Source organism: Listeria cornellensis FSL F6-0969 (assembly GCF_000525855.1).
Lineage (GTDB): Bacteria > Bacillota > Bacilli > Lactobacillales > Listeriaceae > Listeria_A > Listeria_A cornellensis.
Genome location: NZ_AODE01000025.1, coordinates 22,742 through 42,732 on the forward strand (window position 1 = coordinate 22,742; position 19,991 = coordinate 42,732).

The 19,991-nt window shown below is 41.3% G+C and carries 24 protein-coding genes and 1 pseudogene; 12 read left to right on the plus strand and 13 right to left on the minus strand.

The annotated features are described in order from the left end of the window. Positions 1-111: 111 nt before the first annotated feature. The 6 genes from PCORN_RS11235 (at position 112) to PCORN_RS19365 (ending at position 3,715) form a co-directional block, all read left to right on the plus strand. A complete protein-coding gene (locus tag PCORN_RS11235) occupies positions 112-897 on the plus strand; it encodes a VOC family protein (protein ID WP_051999407.1) in 786 nt (261 codons plus the stop codon). A gap of 473 nt (positions 898-1,370) precedes the next feature. Further along, positions 1,371-1,973: a magnesium transporter CorA family protein gene (locus PCORN_RS20880; RefSeq protein ID WP_277620195.1), complete on the plus strand. Its 603-nt coding sequence runs from the start codon at positions 1,371-1,373 to the stop codon at positions 1,971-1,973. A 1-nt stretch (position 1,974) separates the two neighbouring features. Continuing rightward, positions 1,975-2,325 (plus strand): magnesium transporter CorA family protein, encoded by a 351-nt coding sequence (locus PCORN_RS20885; RefSeq protein WP_277620196.1) that lies wholly within the window; start codon positions 1,975-1,977, stop codon positions 2,323-2,325. A 28-nt stretch (positions 2,326-2,353) separates the two neighbouring features. Further along, positions 2,354-2,995 (plus strand): GntR family transcriptional regulator, encoded by a 642-nt coding sequence (locus PCORN_RS11245; RefSeq protein ID WP_036080532.1) that lies wholly within the window; start codon positions 2,354-2,356, stop codon positions 2,993-2,995. 62 nt (positions 2,996-3,057) lie between these two features. After that, on the plus strand, positions 3,058-3,546 hold the full coding sequence (locus PCORN_RS11250; protein WP_149024331.1) for a GntR family transcriptional regulator: 489 nt from the start codon (positions 3,058-3,060) through the stop codon (positions 3,544-3,546). 22 nt (positions 3,547-3,568) lie between these two features. Next, positions 3,569-3,715 (plus strand): hypothetical protein, encoded by a 147-nt coding sequence (locus tag PCORN_RS19365; protein WP_159102575.1) that lies wholly within the window; start codon positions 3,569-3,571, stop codon positions 3,713-3,715. Between the two features lie 23 nt (positions 3,716-3,738). Here the strand turns inward: PCORN_RS19365 and PCORN_RS11255 are convergent, their stop codons facing one another. Then, the gene (locus PCORN_RS11255) at positions 3,739-4,272 is read right to left on the minus strand and encodes a GNAT family N-acetyltransferase (protein WP_036080534.1); all 534 of its coding nucleotides are present in this window, start codon (positions 4,270-4,272) and stop codon (positions 3,739-3,741) included. After that, a complete protein-coding gene (locus tag PCORN_RS11260) occupies positions 4,253-5,299 on the minus strand; it encodes a DUF975 family protein (RefSeq protein WP_051999408.1) in 1,047 nt (348 codons plus the stop codon). Before PCORN_RS11260 ends, PCORN_RS11255 begins: the two co-directional genes overlap by 20 nt. Before the next feature lie 173 nt (positions 5,300-5,472). On the opposite strand from PCORN_RS11260, the gene PCORN_RS11265 reads away from it, so the two are divergent. Both PCORN_RS11265 and PCORN_RS11270 read left to right on the plus strand, forming a co-directional pair. Next, positions 5,473-5,664 (plus strand): Lmo0654 family protein, encoded by a 192-nt coding sequence (locus PCORN_RS11265; RefSeq protein ID WP_036080536.1) that lies wholly within the window; start codon positions 5,473-5,475, stop codon positions 5,662-5,664. 91 nt (positions 5,665-5,755) lie between these two features. Further along, positions 5,756-6,475 (plus strand): metallophosphoesterase, encoded by a 720-nt coding sequence (locus PCORN_RS11270; protein ID WP_036080538.1) that lies wholly within the window; start codon positions 5,756-5,758, stop codon positions 6,473-6,475. A gap of 43 nt (positions 6,476-6,518) precedes the next feature. Here PCORN_RS11270 and PCORN_RS11275 read toward each other — a convergent pair whose 3' ends face one another. From PCORN_RS11275 to PCORN_RS11295, 5 genes are all read right to left on the minus strand, one after another. Beyond that, positions 6,519-7,520 (minus strand): LLM class flavin-dependent oxidoreductase, encoded by a 1,002-nt coding sequence (locus PCORN_RS11275; protein ID WP_036080540.1) that lies wholly within the window; start codon positions 7,518-7,520, stop codon positions 6,519-6,521. 104 nt (positions 7,521-7,624) lie between these two features. Further along, the gene (locus tag PCORN_RS11280) at positions 7,625-8,557 is read right to left on the minus strand and encodes an LCP family protein (protein WP_036080570.1); all 933 of its coding nucleotides are present in this window, start codon (positions 8,555-8,557) and stop codon (positions 7,625-7,627) included. Positions 8,558-8,650: 93 nt separating this feature from the next. Next, positions 8,651-9,151, minus strand: a complete 501-nt coding sequence (locus tag PCORN_RS11285) for a DUF420 domain-containing protein (RefSeq protein ID WP_077913880.1) — start codon at positions 9,149-9,151, stop codon at positions 8,651-8,653. 224 nt (positions 9,152-9,375) lie between these two features. After that, complete coding sequence (gene pdxK / locus PCORN_RS11290; protein WP_036080544.1) at positions 9,376-10,191, minus strand: pyridoxine/pyridoxal/pyridoxamine kinase; 816 nt, start codon at positions 10,189-10,191, stop codon at positions 9,376-9,378. Positions 10,192-10,212: 21 nt separating this feature from the next. Next, positions 10,213-11,079, minus strand: a complete 867-nt coding sequence (locus tag PCORN_RS11295) for a Cof-type HAD-IIB family hydrolase (protein ID WP_036080545.1) — start codon at positions 11,077-11,079, stop codon at positions 10,213-10,215. A 192-nt stretch (positions 11,080-11,271) separates the two neighbouring features. Here PCORN_RS11295 and PCORN_RS11300 point away from each other — a divergent pair, with 192 nt between their 5' ends. From PCORN_RS11300 to PCORN_RS11315, 4 genes are all read left to right on the plus strand, one after another. Continuing rightward, entirely contained in the window at positions 11,272-11,658 is a 387-nt protein-coding gene (locus PCORN_RS11300) for a DoxX family protein (protein ID WP_036080547.1), read from the plus strand. A 99-nt stretch (positions 11,659-11,757) separates the two neighbouring features. After that, a complete protein-coding gene (locus PCORN_RS11305; protein ID WP_036080549.1) occupies positions 11,758-12,330 on the plus strand; it encodes a maltose acetyltransferase domain-containing protein in 573 nt (190 codons plus the stop codon). Next, entirely contained in the window at positions 12,330-12,617 is a 288-nt protein-coding gene (locus PCORN_RS11310) for a YwdI family protein (RefSeq protein WP_051999409.1), read from the plus strand. The genes PCORN_RS11305 and PCORN_RS11310 overlap by 1 nt, the downstream gene beginning before the upstream one ends. A 16-nt stretch (positions 12,618-12,633) precedes the next feature. Further along, on the plus strand, positions 12,634-13,008 hold the full coding sequence (locus tag PCORN_RS11315; protein ID WP_036080552.1) for a DUF423 domain-containing protein: 375 nt from the start codon (positions 12,634-12,636) through the stop codon (positions 13,006-13,008). Between the two features lie 306 nt (positions 13,009-13,314). Here PCORN_RS11315 and PCORN_RS11320 read toward each other — a convergent pair whose 3' ends face one another. The 6 genes and pseudogenes from PCORN_RS11320 to PCORN_RS11345 form a co-directional block, all read right to left on the minus strand. Then, complete coding sequence (locus PCORN_RS11320) at positions 13,315-13,686, minus strand: iron chaperone (RefSeq protein WP_036080554.1); 372 nt, start codon at positions 13,684-13,686, stop codon at positions 13,315-13,317. Positions 13,687-13,817: 131 nt separating this feature from the next. Beyond that, positions 13,818-15,753, minus strand: a pseudogene (locus PCORN_RS11325) (ABC transporter permease). Next, positions 15,740-16,507 carry an ABC transporter ATP-binding protein gene (locus PCORN_RS11330; protein ID WP_036080556.1) on the minus strand — a complete coding sequence of 256 codons (768 nt, stop codon included), beginning with the start codon at positions 16,505-16,507 and terminating at the stop codon, positions 15,740-15,742. The pseudogene PCORN_RS11325 and the gene PCORN_RS11330 overlap by 14 nt, the downstream one beginning before the upstream one ends. Before the next feature lie 756 nt (positions 16,508-17,263). Then, a complete protein-coding gene (gene hemQ / locus PCORN_RS11335; protein ID WP_036080559.1) occupies positions 17,264-18,019 on the minus strand; it encodes a hydrogen peroxide-dependent heme synthase in 756 nt (251 codons plus the stop codon). Positions 18,020-18,138: 119 nt separating this feature from the next. Next, positions 18,139-19,092, minus strand: a complete 954-nt coding sequence (gene manA, locus PCORN_RS11340; RefSeq protein WP_036080561.1) for a mannose-6-phosphate isomerase, class I — start codon at positions 19,090-19,092, stop codon at positions 18,139-18,141. A 19-nt stretch (positions 19,093-19,111) separates the two neighbouring features. Beyond that, positions 19,112-19,846 carry an NADPH-dependent oxidoreductase gene (locus tag PCORN_RS11345; protein WP_036080564.1) on the minus strand — a complete coding sequence of 245 codons (735 nt, stop codon included), beginning with the start codon at positions 19,844-19,846 and terminating at the stop codon, positions 19,112-19,114. Positions 19,847-19,991 lie beyond the last annotated feature (145 nt).

Genomic DNA, 19,991 nt, shown 5'->3' on the forward strand with positions numbered 1-19,991 from the left:
TGAGAATGGACTTTTGATGGGGAATATGTTGTAATGTTATTAGTTACAACGAAAGGGTGACCTATATGGAGATTGGAAAAGTTGTTTTAAAAAACGAAAAGCAGGCATACGTTGGCGGCATTTTATAAAGAAATAATAGGATTGAAAGTGATAACAGATGAGGACGACAAAATAGAACTAGGAGTCGACGGAAAAGTACTTTTGGAACTGGTAGAAGTGAAACGAGGAAAAGCGCCGAAACAGGCGAAAACAGGCTTGTATCATACGGCTTTTCTGTTGCCCAGTAGACAAGAACTAGGCAGCTTTTTACATCATTTATTGGCAAGTAACTACCCGATAGATGGTGCTGGGGATCATATTTATAGTGAAGCATTGTATTTCCGTGATCCTGATGGTAACGGTATTGAGGTATACGCAGATCGGCCTAGAAATGAATGGGAACGAGATGAACTAGGGAATCTACCAATGGCGACAAATGAAGTTGATGGTGATGGGATATTGATGGCGGGTGCTGAACTCGAATGGAATGGAGCCCCACGTGATACGACAATCGGACATATCCATTTACAAGTCAGTAATTTGGAGGAAACGCGACAATTTTACCAGACGATTTTAGGATTCAAAGTGACAACAGAGATTCCATCTGCTCTATTTTTCGCGGCGGGAGATTACCATCATCATATTGGTACCAATGTTTGGGCTGGACGCGATCTACTTGAGTTGGAAGAGTTGGAGACAGGCCTTGCTTATTTCACGATCCAGTCGGAGGAACTAGGGAGACTGGAGAATCAGTTGATGGAGAAAGAGATAGCATTTCAAAAAGGGTCTCAAAATGTTCTTACGCTAGAAGATCCAAATGGAATTACAATAAAAATTGTGTCTAATACAAAAAGCTAAGCATCGAAATATGATGCTTAGCTTTTCTTTATAGCCAAAATTTTGCTATAATTGATTTAAGAATGCTTCCAGTTCTTTTGGCGCGTTGTTGTTTTCTTTAGTAGCCAGTGTGCAAGCCCAAGTGCAACTTGAATGAGTACGAAAGCTAAGATACCTAGATTCAGATAGAATAGAGCGGTTTGGGCTTCTGGGGGAAAAGCTCGTTGGACGAATAAAAAAGCCAAGAAAAAAACCAGCGTTTGCTCCAAGTGAGACCCAGTAAACAGAGATTTTCCCAAGCTTACTAATGACAAATGATAGCGCAAAGAAAAAGATAGCGAAACAAAAACCAATCCATATCATTTGTACGGACACCATGACGCTCACCTCGCATTGTTACAGATTTAATATTATTAATAATAATTGTAACACAAATGAAATATTTTGTAAAGGTTGCATAGAGAATTGTTAATTGGTAGGGGGAGAACACGAGGATGATTGAATATTATAAAACGCAAGAAAATGATGAAGTACGTCAGATTGACGGTTACCAAGTAGGATGTTGGGTTCATGTTGTGGCACCGACCCCAGATGAAATTGACTATTTATCGAAAAAATTAGAAATACCAAAGGATCATATTTTAGACCCGCTGGATAAAGAGGAGCGCTCACGAATTGAATTAAAGCATGTGGAGGAGAACTTCAAGCATTCTCTAGTTATTGTGGATTGTCCGATTGAGACGAAGGATGAGATGGACTATCTTGAGTTTAAGACGATACCAATTGGGATTATTACCACAAAAGAGGTTGTCGTAACGGTGGTGTTGAAACAATTGCCGATTTTGGAGGATATTATGGATAGGCGTATGGAGCAGTATAATACAGCGAATCACATCCAGTTTATGCTGCAAATTTTGTATGCGGTATCCTACTACTTTTTGAAATACCTCAACAGCTTGATTGAACATATGCATACTCTCGAAAAGAATATTCGCCAGTCTATGCAAAATGAAGAGTTATATGCTTTTATGGCGACCCAACGGAGCTTAGTTTTTTTTTGCAACGGCACTTCAATCCAACAAGGCTGTTTTGGATAAAATGGTGCAAGCGGAACACTATACGAATAACGAGGAGAACAAAGAATTATTGCAGGATGTCATTATCGAAAACAAGCAAGCGATTGCAATGACGGATACATATACGCAAATTGTTAGTGGGATGTCTGACACTTTTTCGTCTGTGATTGCGAATAATTTAAATGGGGTGATGAAATTTTTGACGTCGTTTACAATTATTTTATCGCTACCAACGATTGTGGCGAGCATTTACGGGATGAATGTGAAGCTACCGTTTTCAGATCAGAAATATGCATTTGGACTAATTATGGTTGGGACATTAATTATTACAATTCTTACGACGATTATATTCTGGCGGAAAAAGTACTTCTAAATGGGGACTTCGAGAGGAACTGATCTTTATGGAAAAACAAAACTATGAGAAAAAAGCTTATGAAACAATGAAGGAGAAGATTTTGAATGGGCAGTTGCGAACCGGGGATCGTGTGCCTGAAAATACGATTGCTAAAGAGCTCGGCATCAGTCGGACACCGGTGCGTCGTGCTCTAGTCATGCTGGAAACGGAGGGCTTTTTAACGATTGAGAGTAATCGGGGTGCCTTTGTTTGTGAAAGTAAGGTAACGGTGGGTAAGTTCATCGAGATGTTGGAAATGTTGGAGGTTCTGACAATTAAGACGATGGATAAAATCGAGACGAAGGGAATTTCTTTTGATCCGCAACACTTGTATAGGCGTTTGTCTGTCATGGAAGGGCATTTGAAAACGGAGAATAGCAACGGATTTGTGGAAGAAGGCTGGCAAACTGTTTTCGATTTTATTGCTTATATGGGCAATTCTTACGCTGATATTGCGGTTAGAAAAATGGGAATCGATTTTTTGACGAAAGCACCGAAAGAAATTATTTTAATTCCGTTTCATAATGGCGCTTATTTAATTGAGCAGTTTCTTAGAATGAATGAACTGCTGAGAATGAAGAATTTTGATAAAGCAGAGACGATTGTTCGTGAGTTAGTCAATTATTTTATTATAAAGACGTTCCGATAGGTGATTTTTTTTGGAAGTATGTGCTACAATGTTCATAATTTAAGATAGGGGTGTCGAAAACATTGAAAAGTAAACGAGAGTATAAGACGCTAGACCGAATGGTATATTTTAGTATTATCGAAAAGATAAAAACGGGAGAATTAAAACCGAATGAGCATTTAACGGAGGAACGATTGGCGAAGGAGTTAAATGTAAGTAGGTCGCCGATTCGTAAAGCAATCACGGCGCTTGTATCAGAAGGTATTCTTGACTATCGTACATACAGTGGGGTTGTTGTTCGAGATTCGATGATTGACCCCTCGAAATATGCGTACCTTTTAGAAGTGATCGAGGTATTTATCGATGCGGCTATTCAGAAAATGAAGAAAAGCAATACACGGATGGATATAGCGGCATTGAGGAATTACATTGCATCGATGGATCGATCTTCTTATTTGCAAAATATGGAGGATTATATTTTCAATCAGCATCAATTTTTCTTCCGCATTTTAAAGCATGACCCTAATCCATATTATTATGAAAATGTGAAGCGAGTCTTTTTTTACGATTAACAATTTCTCGATGGAAACGGTTGTGAAGCAAGGCTCTGAGGATAAACGTGAATTAACGGTGAAGAAATTTGCTGCGATTGCGGATGCATTTGAAGAAAATGAGTATGATTTAGCGAACGAGCGTATTCAAGCTTTGTTTAACGATTTTGCGCTCAGTGCTTTTCGGTAAATAAAAGAACGTAGGACAATACCCTACGTTCTTTTTTCATATAGGCAAAAGCCGTCGACGATTGCTAATTGTATGAAACCAACATTCTGATAGAGTGCATTTAATTTTTGATTACCAGCAATGCAGTCGAGTCGCAGATATTGGTAATGGCTCTGTGCGGATTCTGTGCTTGCCCAGTCGAGAATTGCTTGGCTTAAGTTTTGACCGGCGAAGTCTCTGGCAATCATTAATCGATGCAAGTATCGTGCGGGAGTTTGATAGCCATGATCACGCCACAAACGTTCGTCCCATTCACTTGCTGTTTTCCGCAGAATGAAGGCTGCTGCAACTTGGTCTGACGCGCGGACTAAAAAGACTTCACCATCTTGAATACGATTCTTTAGCCCATGAACATCTTTTCCCTCTAAAATGTCGGCCCATTGAGAGGAACCGCGACTTTTTAACCAGGATGCGGTATCTATCATAAGTTGCTGTAAAGAGGCTGTATCGGAAACAGAAGCCTCGTGTACAGTGAAAATAGATTTGCCTAATAGAAAATTATTTTTGTTCGTCGTCATTCTTTTGTTCCGTTGTTTCTTCGTGATCTGCTGGTTGAGATGGACGAACAGCTTCACTGATTGTATCGGTGTGTGTTTCTTCTTCTGGTGTCGTCTTGGGTTCAGGTGTCACATCAGGAGCGACAGGAGAAACCATCGAGTCAGAACCCCACGTTTTATTCTCGAAATGTGGCGATTCAGGCTCTTCTGGTGGCGCCGGATCAATTGGTGGAAGCGCACCGAATGTTGTGTCATCTTCTGGAACTGTCGTTTTATATGCCGATGTATCCGTGTCGCCACCGAACGTGCCAGTGCTTGCGTATAAATCGTCATAGAACACGGCGCAAGCTACAAGAACTTGCGGATAAATCCAAATAGCTAAACCAAATAGTACGGCAAGCATCAAAAAGTAACCGAGTATAAACACAATCGCAAATACAGGGCTCATATCCGGCACACTGCTATAATAATCATAAGAATACGCGTTATAACCATAATCAAACATCGCCGTTGTAGCCATTGCAATGATTCCAAGCACCATCATAATGATGACAGGAATAAAGAACACCCAGATGTAAGAGAGCACAAGTCCAAATAAACGACCTTTATGCCCATTCATACGGTGACGACTTTCCGTAATTGCATCGAGCGGTGAAATAGTGGGATCATCACGTAAAATCATAAATGTTTGCGAGTACGAGAAGGATTTAATAATACCAGGAATAAGGAATAGTAAACTCCATAAAAACGTGAAAATAAATACAAGTACTGCTGCAAGTAAATTACGACCAAATGTTTTAAAACCGCTAAATAAATAACCTATTTCAGGCTTTTCTTGACGGGTAATGGCAAGGAAGAACCAAGTTGCACCAATCATAAATGGGCCGGCGAAAACATAGTAAGCAATCGTTCCAAGCACTGGAATGAAATTGATTATGGAAACAGCCATCAAAATCACATAAGCAAGTGCCATACCTCCAATTGCGAGTCCCCAATTACCCTTCAAGGATTGCTTTGTCATTTTTCTAATTTCTGAAATACTCATCATAAAAATTTTATCCCCTTTCTATTGTGAAAATACATATAAATTTAAAAGTACCATATAATCAGTCAAAATGGTAGTAATAATAGAAATTTTTATTAAATGATTGACTTTTCAAGTAAAGGGGAATAGGCTATAGGTAAAATAGAAGTGAAATTTGTCGTTGGAGGTGAAAATAGATGGCTTATGAAAAGCAAGATTTGGAAGAGCGTCTTATTGAATTACGTCGTCAACATCAAGAGTTGCTAGGAGAAACGGATCAATTTAACGATACTAACTTGGTGAATGGCACGATTTCAGCTACAGAACTAAGAATGAACGCCCTTGAAAAAGAAATCAAATCCGTAGAGAAAAAATTAAATAAACTTTAAAATGATCTTGATAGATATCAGGTCAGCCTTTCGAAGTTTGGCCGCACTATTTAGCCTGAGCTTCAGAGGTATTACATATGAGGTGAGGACAATGGATTATATTTTTGCAGTGGGTGATATTCATGGCGAGATAGAGGCTTTCGAGAAGCTTTTGACACATTGGAATCCGGATAAAGAGCGTTTATTGTCGGTAGGGGATTTAATCGATCGAGGAACGGATCCGGGTGCTGTTATTCGCAAAGCTATGCTTCTGGAGGCAAAATACGATGCTATTTTTCTGCGTGGAAATCATGAGAATATGTTGCTCGATTGGCTCGCAGAACCGAGAAGGAAAATGATGTACTATATCAGTCAAGGCGGAATGGAGACGATTGATAGCTTAGTAAGGTATACAAACACAGCGAAAATAATGCCAGAAGAGCTAGCGCAGCGTATTGAGAATGAGGCGGCCGCGGAGCTTGCATTCATTAGAAACAGGCCGTATTATATAGAATGGAATCAATTCGTATTTGTACATGCAGGGGTTGATTTAGAATTATCCGACTGGAAGCAGACATCAGAGCATGACATGGTTTGGATTCGCGAGCCGTTCCAACAAGGTATGAATCGTACTGGCAAGACATTCGTGGTAGGCCATACACCAACAGAAAGTTTGAATCCAGACGGTTCGGCAGATATTTGGTACTCACCAGATCGTTCGATTATTGATATTGACGGTGGCGCAGTGTTTGGCGGAGCTCTGCACGGTATTGTTTTGTCACAAACTAGTGTGGAGAAAATATACAGTATTGCGAACAAAAAAGAAGTTTAGACGGGGACTCTAAACTTCTTTTTTTGTCGAAAAATTATCGAATCTACTGCCAAATATCAAAGAGTAGTTGGTAGCTTTTTTGTTTGAGGGCAGGATCATAGATGTTGGAGGCAACGATTAGCTCGTCTGGTTGATGCACAGCCATGAATTGTTGCAATTCTTTTTTTACTTTTGTCTGGTCGCCGATGAAAGAATATTTTAATTGATGTTGCAACGCGTGTTTTTCGTACTCGGACCAACGTTGATCCATATCCGAAACAGGTTTTGGAAGTGGGGTAGGGGCGCCTCGTGTCAGATTTAAGAACGAGAGATAGCCTGATGTTGCTAGAAAATTGGCATCCTCAACCGTGTCGCTAATAATTGTACTCACCGTTACCATGGCGTATGGTTCGTCCAAAACATCTGATGGTTCAAAACGACTGCGATAAAGTTCCAATGCGTTCTCTAATTCATCGGGTGCAAAATGGCTAGCAAAGGCAAAAGGTAGACCGAATTTAGCAGCCAGCTTAGCACTATAGGTACTAGATCCGAGTAAGTAAAGTGGTACGTGAAGCCCACGACCAGGAATCGCAACAATACCATTATTACCCTCATCTGAAAAATAGTTACCAAGTTCCATTACTGAATTAGGAAAGGCTTCCACGGTTTCATGTAAATCCCGACGAAGTGCCCGCGCTGTTTTGAAATCCGTACCTGGTGCGCGACCAAGGCCGAGATCAATCCGACCTGGGTACATTGTTGTAAGCGTTCCAAACTGCTCGGCAATGATAAGTGGGGAATGGTTTGGAAGCATAACGCCGCCAGAACCAACACGAATTTTTTCCGTATGCCCAGCGAGAAAGCCTATCAAAACGGCTGTCGCTGAACTGGCAACACCAGCAATACCATGATGCTCGGCCACCCAATAGCGATGAAATCCTGTTTTTTCAGCAAACTGAACGAGAGATTTACTATTTTGAAAAGCATCTGCTTCATTAAAATCTTCACGAATTGTTGCTAAATCAAGAATCGATAAGGGAACATGCCCAAATTTATTGTTTGTCATAAAATCACTGCCCTTCTTTGACTAATAGTATATGCTTCTTCCCCACCGTAGTCAAAAAAAAAGAAACCACTCGCTATTAAGAACGAGTGAGTCCAATTCATCAATCATTTAAAAAAATCTTGTAAAGCCTTCGCGTTTGCTGCAACATCAATATCTAATACGGAGCCATGTGAGTTGCGGACATTTTTATACGTACCATCAACGGGTAGACGGAAATCTTCCATATCTTTGGCATTGCCTAGTACGAAATCTTTCCCAATCGAAATCATCATACTTGTCGTCACATTCGTATTCGTATAACCTTGCATCGTGCCAATCAAACTTGGAAGCTTCGTCACGGTACCAATACTTTGCGCTTGATCTTTCAAAGCACTTAGCACTTGTTGCTGGCGACGAACCCGACCAAAATCACTCTCAGCATCATGACGGAAACGGGCGTATTGCAGCAATGTTTCGCCATCCATTTTTTGCTTACCAGCTTTGATGTTGGCATCGATATTTTTCGACATATCTTTTTCGGCATCAATCTCGATTCCGTTAGGCGCGAGTGTATCGACAATTTTTGGGAAGCCTTCGAAATTGGCAACCACGTAATACTCAATATTAACGCCAAAATTCTCTTTGATTGTTTGGCGAACCAGCTCTGGACCACCGAAGGAATAAGCCGCATTAATTTTGTTCAAACCGTAACCAGGAATATCGACATATGTATCACGCATAATCGAGACTAATTTCGGTGATTTTGACTTGGTATCATAGTGAGCGATAAGCAAGGAATCTGAACGGCCTTGATCTTTCCCACGCGAGTCACTTCCGATTAGAAGCACGTTGAGATCATTCACATCTTCGGCTTTTTGCCCATTAAATTCAAACTCTTTCATGTTATTATCAGCCTCAGCTGCAGTTAGACTCGATTTATACTGATAAAAACCGAATCCAGCAATGGCTAATATAATGACTAAAATTACTGCAAAAATAGTCCTGCCTTTTCGTATTTTTTTCTTCGTTGGTTGATTGCGATCTTGGCGAGTGGCCATATCTTTCACCTCGTTCATTAATTTGAAGCTAACAACAAAACGATGCTCCCAGAATAATTATAGCTAACCAATGTTACATGAATGTGGCGAAACTTAATAATAAGGCGCCATAAACAGGTAAACAAGTACACCTGTCAAACTTACATACAGCCAAATTGGCATTGTCCAACGCACGATTTTTTTATGTTTTTGGATTTGGTTTGTCCAGCCCCATACGAGTGCGAAGAGCGCTAAAGGCACAACGACAGCAGCTAGGAAGCTATGTGTAATCAGGATAAAGAAGTAGATTGGACGAACAATTCCCTCGCCGCCAAATGTCGATGTTTCTGCGGACATGTAATGGAACGTCAAATAGCTAACTAGGAAAAATAACGTCGATGTGAACGCGGCTAAAATGAAACCACGATGCATCTTGATGTTTTTCTTCGCAATAATGGCCCACAAAGCAATCAATAGAAAGACAAACGTAAAGCTATTAAAAATCGCATTGAGGCGCGGGAAAATAGATAAGTCATAGTCGACTTTTCCTTGATAGCCAATTGGTGAGAAGAATAGCAGTAAAATAACGACTACCGCTACGAACGATAAAATCATAATGGGCCAGAAATAGTTTTTTTCAGATGACGCTTTATTTATCGCATCTTTTTTTTTGTGTCATGAATTTAAATCCCCCTAAAATAAGTTTCGCTATCATTATAACATGTTCGAAGGATGAAAGGGTATGAAAAGTGATTCACATACATTAAAAGCCCCGTATCAGCGCTCACATACTCTGGTATGCAAGCGCTGATACGGGGCTTTTGTGGGATTTCAGATATTTATCTATTTTCAGCGTTGTTGTAGGCGCCGTGCCATACTGGGCCGATAAATTTATTTAATGCAAAACCGCCTTTTATCGCTGCTGTTACGAAGTCTTTCGCTTTGTGCACCGATTCTTCTACGGTTAAACCTTTGGCAAGGCCAGCCGTGATTGCAGCTGCGAATGTACAGCCTGCGCCGTGATTGAAGTTGGTGTCGATTTTTGGTGTTTCAAGGACGGTGAATGTTGTTCCATCGTATAATAGGTCGATGGCTTTGTCGCTTTGCAATGCTTTTCCGCCTTTGATAACGACATATTTGACGCCGAGTGCGACAATTTTTTCAGCAGCGGCTTTCATATCGTCGAGCGTTGTTAGTTTGCCGAGACCTGAAAGTTGGCCAGCTTCGAATAGGTTTGGTGTTGTGATCAATGCGCGAGGCAACAATAAATCGCGGATAGCGTCGGCATTTTCTGGTTGGATAAGTTCGTCTTCGCCTTTACAAACCATCACGGGATCAATCACGACATTTTGCAATTGGTATTCGTCGATAGCGTCGCGCGTTGCTTCAATGATTTCAACAGAACCGAGCATTCCTGTTTTCATGGCGTCAACTGGGCCACCAGAAAGGATTGTTTTCAATTGGGCACGCAACAAATCAGCATCAAGCGGGGTTACACCATGGCTCCAATTATTATCTGGATCCATCGTCACAATGGTTGTAATCGCTGAAAATCCGAATGTACCGTACTCTTCAAATGTTTTTAAATCGGCTTGGAGTCCAGCGCCACCACTAGAATCCGAGCCTGCAACGGTTAATGTTTTTTTGATTGTCATGATAAATTCCCTCCAGTTACCTTAATTATTTGAATCAAGCATTTTGTGTATAGCAGTTGCAACGCCATGTTCATCGTTAGAATCTGTGACGTGTTTCGCGAGTTTTTTGACAGCCGGTTCTGCGTTACCCATTGCGACGCTGTAACCCGCCATTTTGAGCATCGACACATCATTGAAATTATCACCAATCGCAAACGTTTCGTCCATCGTCACGCCCATTTTTTCGACGTAAAATTGCAAAGAAAGTCCTTTTTGAGCATCAATATGTGTAATTTCGATGTTGTCGGAAAAGGAAGAGCTGACCGCAAGATTTCCTTTTGACTCAAGCTCGTCCTTGGCTTTTTTGAGTACCGCCTGATCAGAAGAAAAGGCGATGAATTTCAAAATCGTGATATCCTCATTTTGGAAAAGGCGCTCTGGATCGTCAATAACATGCACGTCTTTACTTTCAAAACGCTCCTCAACATAGTGGCGAACTTCATCCGCAGTTAAATCTGGATGCACCTTGTGTTGAATTTCTTTCATGAGTTCCATACCTTTATCTTTATTCGGTGAAATCGGACCAATATCGGTGAAAAATTCACAATACATCCCCAAATCCGTTAAAACTTGATACGTATATCGTGCTGAGGTCTTATCGATTGGGATCTGTTTCAAAATCTTGCCGTGTTCGTCGCGAATTTCCGCACCATTCATGCAAATCGCTGGTGCATAAAGGTTTGCATGGTTGATGAGTTGCATCGCGTCATCGTACATCCGTCCTGTACACAAGACGAAATGAATGCCTTTTGCCCGAGCCTGTTCGATTGCTTTCACGCCTTCATCGTCCACTTGGATTTTTGAGTTAAGCAGTGTGCCGTCCATATCTGAAGCAATTACTTTTATCATATAATAGAATCCTCCCATTTTCGTACCTACAACACTAGGATATCATTTTTTCAGCAAAATTGCAGTAAGTAAAATCGAGGAATCAGGGGTCATAAAGCCGAGATTTAATAAAAATTTAATACCCAGTTAAGCAGTGGGATATATTTTTTTGGCATAATAAATCGTACTACACAGATAAAGGAGATTATAAAAATGAATAAATATGGTATTTTAATTGTTCGAATTTTACTTGGAGGACTGATGTTCCTGCATGGCTTACAGAAGTTTACGAATGGGATTGACGGCACGGTGCAGTTTTTTGATAGTTTAGGAATTCCTGGATTTATGGCTTACATCGTTGCGATCATTGAATTAGTTGGTGGCTTGGCGCTTGTTTTCGGTGTGTTAGTACCTTACGTTTCGGCGTTATTCGTGGTTGTTTTGGCCGTTGCGATTGTGACAGTGAAATTCTCAAGTGGGTTCTTAGGCGGCTATGAGCCAGAATTCGTCCTACTCGTACTATCCGTTGTAACCCTAATAACAGGTTCATTCAAGCAAGTGTTTCAATTTCTACCAACAAATGAAAAAATAGAAAAATAATGCGCATCAGCCAGTTCCGAAATATTTTCGAATTGGGCTTTTTGCTGGAAAAACGGTATAATGAAAGGAGAAGTTAAACAAAGAGAGGTGGCCAACGAAATGATGACAGAACGTGAAAAGATGATTAGTGGCGAAATGTATCGACCAGGGGATGCGGAACTTGTGGCGGACCGGGTAAGGGCGCGGGAATTATGCGCGAAGATTAATAGCGTTGTGAGCGATAGTGACGAGCGCGAAGTACATATTCGTGAATTAGTAGGCATGGCAGGGAAAGCGGTTTATATGGAGCCGAATGTACGCCTTGATTACGGCTATAATTTGGAAGTCGGCGATTACTTCTACGCGAATTTTGATTGTGTCTTCTTAGATTGCGCACCGATTAAAATTGGTGACAATTGTATGTTTGCGCCTGGTGTGCATGTTTATACAGCATACCATCCACTGGACGCGACGGAACGCAATAGCGGGCAGGAACTTGCGAAAAGCGTCACGATTGGTAACAACGTCTGGGTTGGCGGGCGCAGTGTGATCAATCCAGGCATCACGATTGGTGACAATGCCGTTATTGGCTCCGGTTCGGTCGTAACAAAAGACGTATCAGCAAATACCGTTGTTGCAGGAAATCCAGCCCGCGTGATTCGTCAGTTAAACCAGCAGGAGGAAAATGCGTGATGACCGTATCTAATCAAGCCCTTTTTGCGAAAATGGAACAGGAGTTAAACCTCGCGAAGGCAGCTTCATCCGAACAAGATAAACAATTGCATTTGCACGGATTAGCTGTACTGATTGATGTGATGCGTGACCAAGAAACATCCTCCGCAAAACCAGCAAGCTTCAGCTCAAGCATGGAGTACCAAGCGATGACAGGCGAATTACCAATAGCGAAACCCGCAACACTTGGCGGCGGCAAAATAGAAACAGAAGATGGATCCAACGGCGATTCATTGTTAGATTTTTAGGAGGTTCAAGGAAGAAATGAGAAAAATGTTAATACTAGGCGCGATATTTGCAGGTTTAGCCGTAGGAATAGGCGCATTCGGAGCACACGCGTTGAAAGAAACACTCGGAAGCTACCTCACGACTTTCGAAACAGGGGTACAATATCAAATGTTTCATGCCACAGCGATTCTAATCGTAGGTTTACTCCTCGGAAAAATAGATAGCGGTTTGCTACGAACTGCCGGCTATTTGTTCGCAGCCGGAATCGTCCTATTTTCAGGAAGTCTATACGTGCTTAGCATCACAAAAGTATCTGTTCTAGGCGCGATTACACCACTCGGCGGCGTAGCATTTATTGCTGGATGGATTTGTTTCATTGTCGCCGTGGCAAAAGATAAACCAGCTCTGTAATATAGAGAGTGTTGTCTAAGAAGGGATTTCACTATATCACCCGAACGGTGGTAATTATTGTTACCTAACCTTAATAAAAAAAAGTTAAAAAAAAGGATTACATTCCAAATTAGCGGGGTATTATACATGTAAGCAACGACATCTTAATTACTTTTTCTCCCTTTTTAGTAATTGAGAGTCTTTCTTACCTTAAACTCCCTTTTAATCGCTAAACCTGCTGACATTGCCGGATTAGCGATATTTTTTTGCGATTGTATATGAAAAAAAAACGCCCGCTAAAAAGAGGACGTTACATCACGCATATTCTTATTTCCGCCAAAATGTCTCACAGTCTGCCTTATCCGTTATATTAAACGCAATCATATCTTTCAACAAATCATAATTCACTGGTTTATCCCAAGGAAAGCGTACTAAATTCGCTGTATGTGTATAGCCGGCTGTTTTGATAGCCTCCGAAAAACGAGCAACGACTACTGCTTCAGGTGAAACGGCAAAGTTGTTCTTGGCGATGCTGAATCCGATAATAAACGTATCGTGATCGGTGAACATCGGTTGATTCCACGCGATTTTTGACTTTAAGTCAGGGAATTCTTCCTTCGTCCAATTAAAAACATCTTCCATCTGCGCACGGTGTTCAGGGTTATCGATCTTTGCTAAATAATCTGATATAGTTTCCATCTTTGTTCCTCCAGTCAATTTTAAAAGTTATATGTCTATTTTAGCGTAAACGGGTGAAAATACAAGTAAACAAGAAAGAAGTATGGCGTACCAGTCAACAAAATCGGTACGCCATACTTCTTATTTTGTGGTTATTTCTTTTTTCCCATGACGATATTTGTGTAGGTGTTGACTGTCAGGAAGTAGTAAATAATGAACATCGCTGTGTAGATTCCAGTACTGATGAGAACTGGTAATGTGAGGTCCATCTGCAACATGTTGGAAAGCATGGAAAGAGCGATGGAACTATGAGCAATACCAAGCACGAGCGGTATAAGGAAAACCACGAGTACTTGCTTGGCGATTGTTTTACGAATTTCTTTGCGATCCAAACCGATTTTCTTCAAGATATCATAGGTTGGGACATCGTTGTAAGCCTCGGTTAGTTGCTTGAAGTAGATGATACTACCCGTTGCTGCAAGGAAGACGAGACCGATAAACATACCGATGAAAAGGAGTACGCCAGTGATACTCATTGCGTTTTCATAGTTTGTTGGATAGCTTATCAAATTAGCGTTTTCAGGTAGTACTTTCTCTATTTGTTCACTTAGTGGAATCGCGTCTTTTGGATTATCGACCATGATGGATTGGATATTTTGTGTTTTTTGAGTCGAAATCGTTTTAGCTACATCATCTGAAATGATGAGTAAGCTGTATAGGCTAGCCACGGGTGAGCTTTTTAGTGTTTCTGTTAGAGTTACTTTTTGTTTCGTACTATTTTCCAAGGTGAAACTTTGATTTTCAAGCGTTTTTGTGGCTTTTTCCTTCATAGAGAGAACCTGGTGCAATCAGAATCGCTTCATCGTTGTTTAAGTCGGCTTTTGTTGTCTCTGTATTGTTTTGCAACGCTAGAAGTTTATTGTAAGCCGTTTGACTAATGAATGCAAAGCCAGTTTCAGGATCATATTCGAATGGCATTTCGCGGTCACTGGTAGCTTTGATATGGTTCACAGCCGTTTCTTGATGGCCAGTCATCGGCGTTTTTGTATTGTTTTCAGCTAGTTTCAAAGCTTCTTGGTTACTTTTTTGATCGACAATCGTATATTCAAAAGTAGAAGGGAAGGAATTCGCTGATTCTTTGTTTACGTTGTAGTAAAGGCTACCAATGGCGCCGATAGCTGTCAGTGTTGTAGCACTCAAAATCGCGATAATAGCAAGGGTTCTCGCATTCGATCCAATTCGAAAAGCGAGCTGGGAATTACTAATAATATTCGTGCCTTTATAGAAAATCCGTTTGTTTTTGCGAATCTGGTTGAGTAGGAACGGTAAGAAATTGCTAAGAAGTAGCGCTGTTCCGATGATAACGGAGAATAGAATCGTCAACATGCCATATAATGGCCCCATTTTTACTAGAAAATTACTGTCATTAAGCGGTTGGAGAGCAAGGAAGTAGCCTCCTCCAATTAATAATATCGAGAGAATTGCTAGAAATGGATTGTTTTTCGGTGTTTTTTCACGTTTACTTTCCGAATGAAAAAGATCGAGAAGTGTCGTGCGATAAATAATACGATAACCGGTTAACGATGTAATCAGCGTGATGATGATGAAAATAACGACTGTATTAATCACGGCATCCAATGAAAAGACGAAATTACTCACACCGCCAAAATTCATGACTTTGAGCAGTATCGTGACGAATAGTTTGGATAGTAACGTTCCAAGGCCAATCCCGATAACAAGTGCGGCCACGCCCATCAAGAAGTTTTCATAGAAAAGCATGCGGCCAATTTCTTTTTTACGAAGACCAAGTAGGGAATAAAGACCGATTTCCTTTTTGCGTTTCCGTGTGAAAAAGTGATTAGAGTATAAAATAAAGATGGCAACAAAGATAATCAGGACAATCGATGAGGCATTGAATACTGCGGAAAGTTTGGCGCTCTTATCAATACGCTCAATAACCGCCGGATCTTTCGCTAGTGAGACGAATGTATAATAAATCATAATCGAGAAAATCATCGACGCAAAATAAAGGAAGTAATGGACAAAATTATGTTTGATATTCTTTTTTGCTAGGTCAAATAACGTCATTCATGTCCCCTCCTAGTTGTGCCAACACATCGAGAATTTTTTGGAAGAACTCCTTACGTGTTTTTGTACCACGATAAATTTCAGTATAAATCGCGCCATCTTTAATGAATAAAATACGCTTACAAAAGCTCGCCGCATAAGCATCATGTGTTACCATCATAATTGTCGAATGTTCCTGTTCATTGAGGTCCTTCAAACTTTCGAGCAAATCGGTAGCTGACTTCGAATCAAGCGCCCCAGTTGGTTCATCCGCGAAAATCAAACTAGGATTCGCGATAATCGCACGACTTGCCGCGGTCCGTTGTTTTTGCCCACCAGAAATTTCATTCGGGTACTTATCTAAAATATCCCGAATCCCAAACGTATCAGCAACTTTGTCAAGACTCGTTTCCATTTCCTTCACAGGACGTTTTGCAAGTGCGAGTGGTAAGATGATATTTTCACGAACACTCAACGTATCCAACAAGTTATAATCTTGAAAAATAAAACCTAACTGATCGCGGCGGAACGAGGACATTTGCTGTTCGTTCATTGTTTCAAGTTCCTGACCAGAAATCTGAATTTCACCAGAAGTCGGCTTATCGATGGTGGAAAAGACGTTGAGTAATGTCGATTTACCAGCACCACTCGGCCCCATGATACCGACGAAATCCCCTTTTGCAATTTCCAAACTAATATTATCTAAAGCTGTGTACACATTACCTTTAATGCCATAAACCTTACGAACATTTTTTGCCTGTAGAACTATTTCCATGTAAACTCCTCCTAAATAAATAACTATACCTTTAGTTTAACGGTAAAATGAGAGCTATTCCAGTGTCTAAGATGACATTATGGGAGAGGAGACTTACAATTTTGTAATAATGGAAAGCTGAAACGGCCCGTTAGACCTGAAAAAATTTGTTAGGGGCCGTAGTGAAAACCCGCACTTGGTTTTTGCGGAGGGCACGAAAATTTCGAGGGTCTGGCCGTTGAAGCTGGATCGAATGGAAAGCTGAAACGGCCGGTTCAGCTCCGACAAAAACTGGAGCGGCCGCAGGAAAAAGCCGTACTTGCTTTTTGTGGAGGGCGTGAAGTTTTCGAGGAGTTGGCCGTTGAAGCTGGATCTGGAAACGATGATACGTCAAAAATCGGAGCCTTCCCACAACCGTGATTGCTAGGTTATGAATGATCACCGAATTATTATTAGTCCGCTCTTCGGCTACGAAAATTTCGAGAGTCTGGCTAAATGGAAGGCAGTCTCATTACATTCCACTGCATATTGAGGTTAGATTGGAGGCGTGAAACATGACGCTGCGCATGATTGGGTGTTTTAAAACATGGCGTTTCAATACTTGAGTTGTGATGGTTCGGGGCTTGGCGTAGAAGAGCCACTGGTGGATTACATGCTCACTGCGTTCGCATGCATATTGAGGCTCTAATTCAGCAAGGGATGCTTCATAAAACCCTCAACAACAAAACCCAGCCCCTCATCACAAGGGGCTGGGCTCTAAATCTTATTTTGTCATCATTAAATCCTAAAAAAATTCGACAACTCATCCGCGGCTACATAATTCCCAATCAAAAACGAACCAAACTCTGCAAATCGGGCACTGGATTCATCAAATCGCATCTCCGTCACAATGCGTTTGAAATCAAGCGCATCATCTGCAAAAAGTGTTACGCCCCATTCGAAATCGTCTAAACCAATCGATCCACCAATGATCTGCTTAATCTTCCCAGCGTACGTACGGCCAATCGCACCATGGTCACGAATCATCGCTTGGCGTTCTTCCATCGGGACCATGTACCAGTTATCGGATAGATTCCGTCTTTTCGTCATCGGATAAAAACAAATGTGCTTACGTGCTGGCAATTCAGGATACAAACGCTCGCGCACATGCTTATTCTCGTAAGGATCTTCCCCTTTTGCCATATGATTCGCCAAATAATTGCTAAGCTCCACAACGGAAACATAAGAATAAGCTGGCAGTAAGTAGTCTGCAATCCGTAGTTTATTCAATTGATTCTCGACTTCATTCAAGCCCTCAAGTGTCGGTCGCAGCGTGAAAAATAACAAATCCGCTTTTTGCCCAACAATCGAATAAACCGTGTGCTCGCCTTCGCCCATTTTTTTCGTAATATCCATGTCGCCTAAGAAATTTTGTAATTCATTGAGCATAGAGTCGCGGTCAGCAGGAGAAACTTCTCTTAATGCAGGCCAGTCAATCGATCTGAAGTCATGCAACGAAAACCAACCATCTAATGTTTTAACAGCTTCATTCATAATAAAGCACTTCCTTCCCTATGTAATACTTGAATTGTAACACAGAATCGTAAAAATTGTCTGTACCCCTGTTTGTGAAAAAAAGCCTCCACACAAAGATGCGAAGGCTAGTTAAAAAATTATTTTGCGGGTGTGGAGACAATGCAGCTCACGTTACCGTCAATAGTCCAGTTCTTACATGTGGACGGTAAAATAAAGTGGTCTGCTTTTTTGATAGGTGTGGTTTCGCCGTCGATAGTTAGCGTCGCTTCACCAGACAAGACACTGACTAATGTGTAGGGAGCGGATGCCTCGAAATCTGCTTTTCCATCGATGTCCCATTTGTACACTGCGAAAAATTCACTTTCCACAAAAGTGGTTTCTGTCAGTGCGCCGGTTGTTTTTGTTGTGATATTTAAAACGGCGTCATGATGGGGAACGGTCGTCACGTCAATGGATTTCTCCAAGTGAAGTTCGCGCTTATTTCCATCCTTATCAACACGATCGTAATCGTATACGCGGTAAGTCGTATCAGAACTTTGCTGCGTTTCAAGAACGAGCGTCCCAGTACAAAGCGCGTGAATCGTACCACTTGGCACATAGAAAAAATCGCCGGGCTTAATCGCTACTTTACGAAGCAAATCGCTCCATTTCCCGTCGCGCGTCCATTCGATTAATTGCTGTTTTGACGTGGCATTATGACCATAAACAAGTTCAGCTCCAGGCTCACAATCGATAATATACCAACATTCTGTCTTGCCGAGTTCACCGTTCTCGTGTTCTTTCGCATAGGCATCATTTGGATGAACTTGCACAGATAAATCCGTATTCGCGTCCAAAATTTTTGTCAACAATGGGAATACCGGTTCTTTTGGGTTGCCGAACAAAGCAGGTTGCTCTGCCCATAATTCAATCAAGGTTTTGCCAGCAAACTCGCCGTTTTTGACAGTAGAAGGACCGTGCGGATGCGCCGAAATAGCCCAATACTCGCCAGTTGTTTCTGTTGGAATCGTGTAGCCGAAGAAATCACGTAATTTCGTGCCACCCCATATGCGATCTTGAAAAACCGAATCTAAAAATAAAGCTTTTGTCATTGTCATTGCCTCCTAATTTTTATACATCTTTCATCAAAAAACCTTGTTGCTTCAATGTTTCTGCAATCGAAGGGTAGTAATCCTTATCATAAAACGCGGAAACGCGCGCTGACCAAGAAATGCCGCCTTCTCGTGCTGAAAAAGGAATAATCGTTTTGTCATAATCCGCCATCAACTCCGCAACATCGGTTTGATAAGTTTCCTCAAAGTAAACAGCTTCTTTCGGAAAGCGCGGTTTAATCGGCATTTCCACATCAGGATAACCGATGCAAAGTCCGACCACTGGGAAAACGTGTTTTGGTAGCTTCAGAAAATCGATGACTTCTGCCATGTTGCGACGAATTCCACCGATGCAAACAACGCCTAAATCAAAGGATTCTGCAGCGATAATCGCATTTTCACATGCAAGCCCAACATCTGTCGCCCCGACGAGTAAAGCGTCCACATTTTGAACGGCGGAATGAGAGCCATGGTGTTGTTCACTCGCCAAATGTGTCCGGTAGAAATCAGCGACGAACACCAGAAAAACCGAACTTTCTGCTATGTAAGGTTGATTACCACAGAGCTCCGCTATTTTGGCCTTGCGCTCCGGATTTTGGATAGCGATAATCGAATACTGCTGTCCGTTAATCCAAGAAGGGGCACTTTGAGCAGAACGAATAATACTGTCTAATTGCGCCTTTGGAATCGTTTTATCCGTTTGATATTTACGAAAAGAACGATGATTCCGCAGATGGTCTATGATTGGATTCATATGAAATACCTCCATTTCAATACTCTTAACAGACTAAGTATAGCCTTTTTTTAGAATTAGATGAAGCTATTTTTAGGCTAAGAGTTGAAAAAAAGCATCTGATATCCAGTAAAATTAACGATAGAAAGCAGGTGAGCGGGCATGG

Bases quoted from the DNA above. Each gene is read 5' to 3' on its own strand.
- PCORN_RS20880 (WP_277620195.1), top strand. From the start codon at position 1,371: ATGATTGAATATTATAAAACGCAAGAAAATGATGAAGTACGTCAGATT.
- PCORN_RS20885 (WP_277620196.1), top strand. From the start codon at position 1,975: ATGGTGCAAGCGGAACACTATACGAATAACGAGGAGAACAAAGAATTA.
- PCORN_RS11245 (WP_036080532.1), top strand. From the start codon at position 2,354: ATGGAAAAACAAAACTATGAGAAAAAAGCTTATGAAACAATGAAGGAG.
- PCORN_RS11255 (WP_036080534.1), bottom strand. From the start codon at position 4,272: ATGACGACGAACAAAAATAATTTTCTATTAGGCAAATCTATTTTCACT.
- PCORN_RS11260 (WP_051999408.1), bottom strand. From the start codon at position 5,299: ATGATGAGTATTTCAGAAATTAGAAAAATGACAAAGCAATCCTTGAAG.
- PCORN_RS11265 (WP_036080536.1), top strand. From the start codon at position 5,473: ATGGCTTATGAAAAGCAAGATTTGGAAGAGCGTCTTATTGAATTACGT.
- PCORN_RS11270 (WP_036080538.1), top strand. From the start codon at position 5,756: ATGGATTATATTTTTGCAGTGGGTGATATTCATGGCGAGATAGAGGCT.
- PCORN_RS11275 (WP_036080540.1), bottom strand. From the start codon at position 7,520: ATGACAAACAATAAATTTGGGCATGTTCCCTTATCGATTCTTGATTTA.
- PCORN_RS11280 (WP_036080570.1), bottom strand. From the start codon at position 8,557: ATGGCCACTCGCCAAGATCGCAATCAACCAACGAAGAAAAAAATACGA.
- PCORN_RS11285 (WP_077913880.1), bottom strand. From the start codon at position 9,151: ATGATTTTATCGTTCGTAGCGGTAGTCGTTATTTTACTGCTATTCTTC.
- pdxK (WP_036080544.1), bottom strand. From the start codon at position 10,191: ATGACAATCAAAAAAACATTAACCGTTGCAGGCTCGGATTCTAGTGGT.
- PCORN_RS11295 (WP_036080545.1), bottom strand. From the start codon at position 11,079: ATGATAAAAGTAATTGCTTCAGATATGGACGGCACACTGCTTAACTCA.
- PCORN_RS11300 (WP_036080547.1), top strand. From the start codon at position 11,272: ATGAATAAATATGGTATTTTAATTGTTCGAATTTTACTTGGAGGACTG.
- PCORN_RS11305 (WP_036080549.1), top strand. From the start codon at position 11,758: ATGATGACAGAACGTGAAAAGATGATTAGTGGCGAAATGTATCGACCA.
- PCORN_RS11310 (WP_051999409.1), top strand. From the start codon at position 12,330: ATGACCGTATCTAATCAAGCCCTTTTTGCGAAAATGGAACAGGAGTTA.
- PCORN_RS11315 (WP_036080552.1), top strand. From the start codon at position 12,634: ATGAGAAAAATGTTAATACTAGGCGCGATATTTGCAGGTTTAGCCGTA.
- PCORN_RS11320 (WP_036080554.1), bottom strand. From the start codon at position 13,686: ATGGAAACTATATCAGATTATTTAGCAAAGATCGATAACCCTGAACAC.
- PCORN_RS11330 (WP_036080556.1), bottom strand. From the start codon at position 16,507: ATGGAAATAGTTCTACAGGCAAAAAATGTTCGTAAGGTTTATGGCATT.
- hemQ (WP_036080559.1), bottom strand. From the start codon at position 18,019: ATGAATGAAGCTGTTAAAACATTAGATGGTTGGTTTTCGTTGCATGAC.
- manA (WP_036080561.1), bottom strand. From the start codon at position 19,092: ATGACAAAAGCTTTATTTTTAGATTCGGTTTTTCAAGATCGCATATGG.
- PCORN_RS11345 (WP_036080564.1), bottom strand. From the start codon at position 19,846: ATGAATCCAATCATAGACCATCTGCGGAATCATCGTTCTTTTCGTAAA.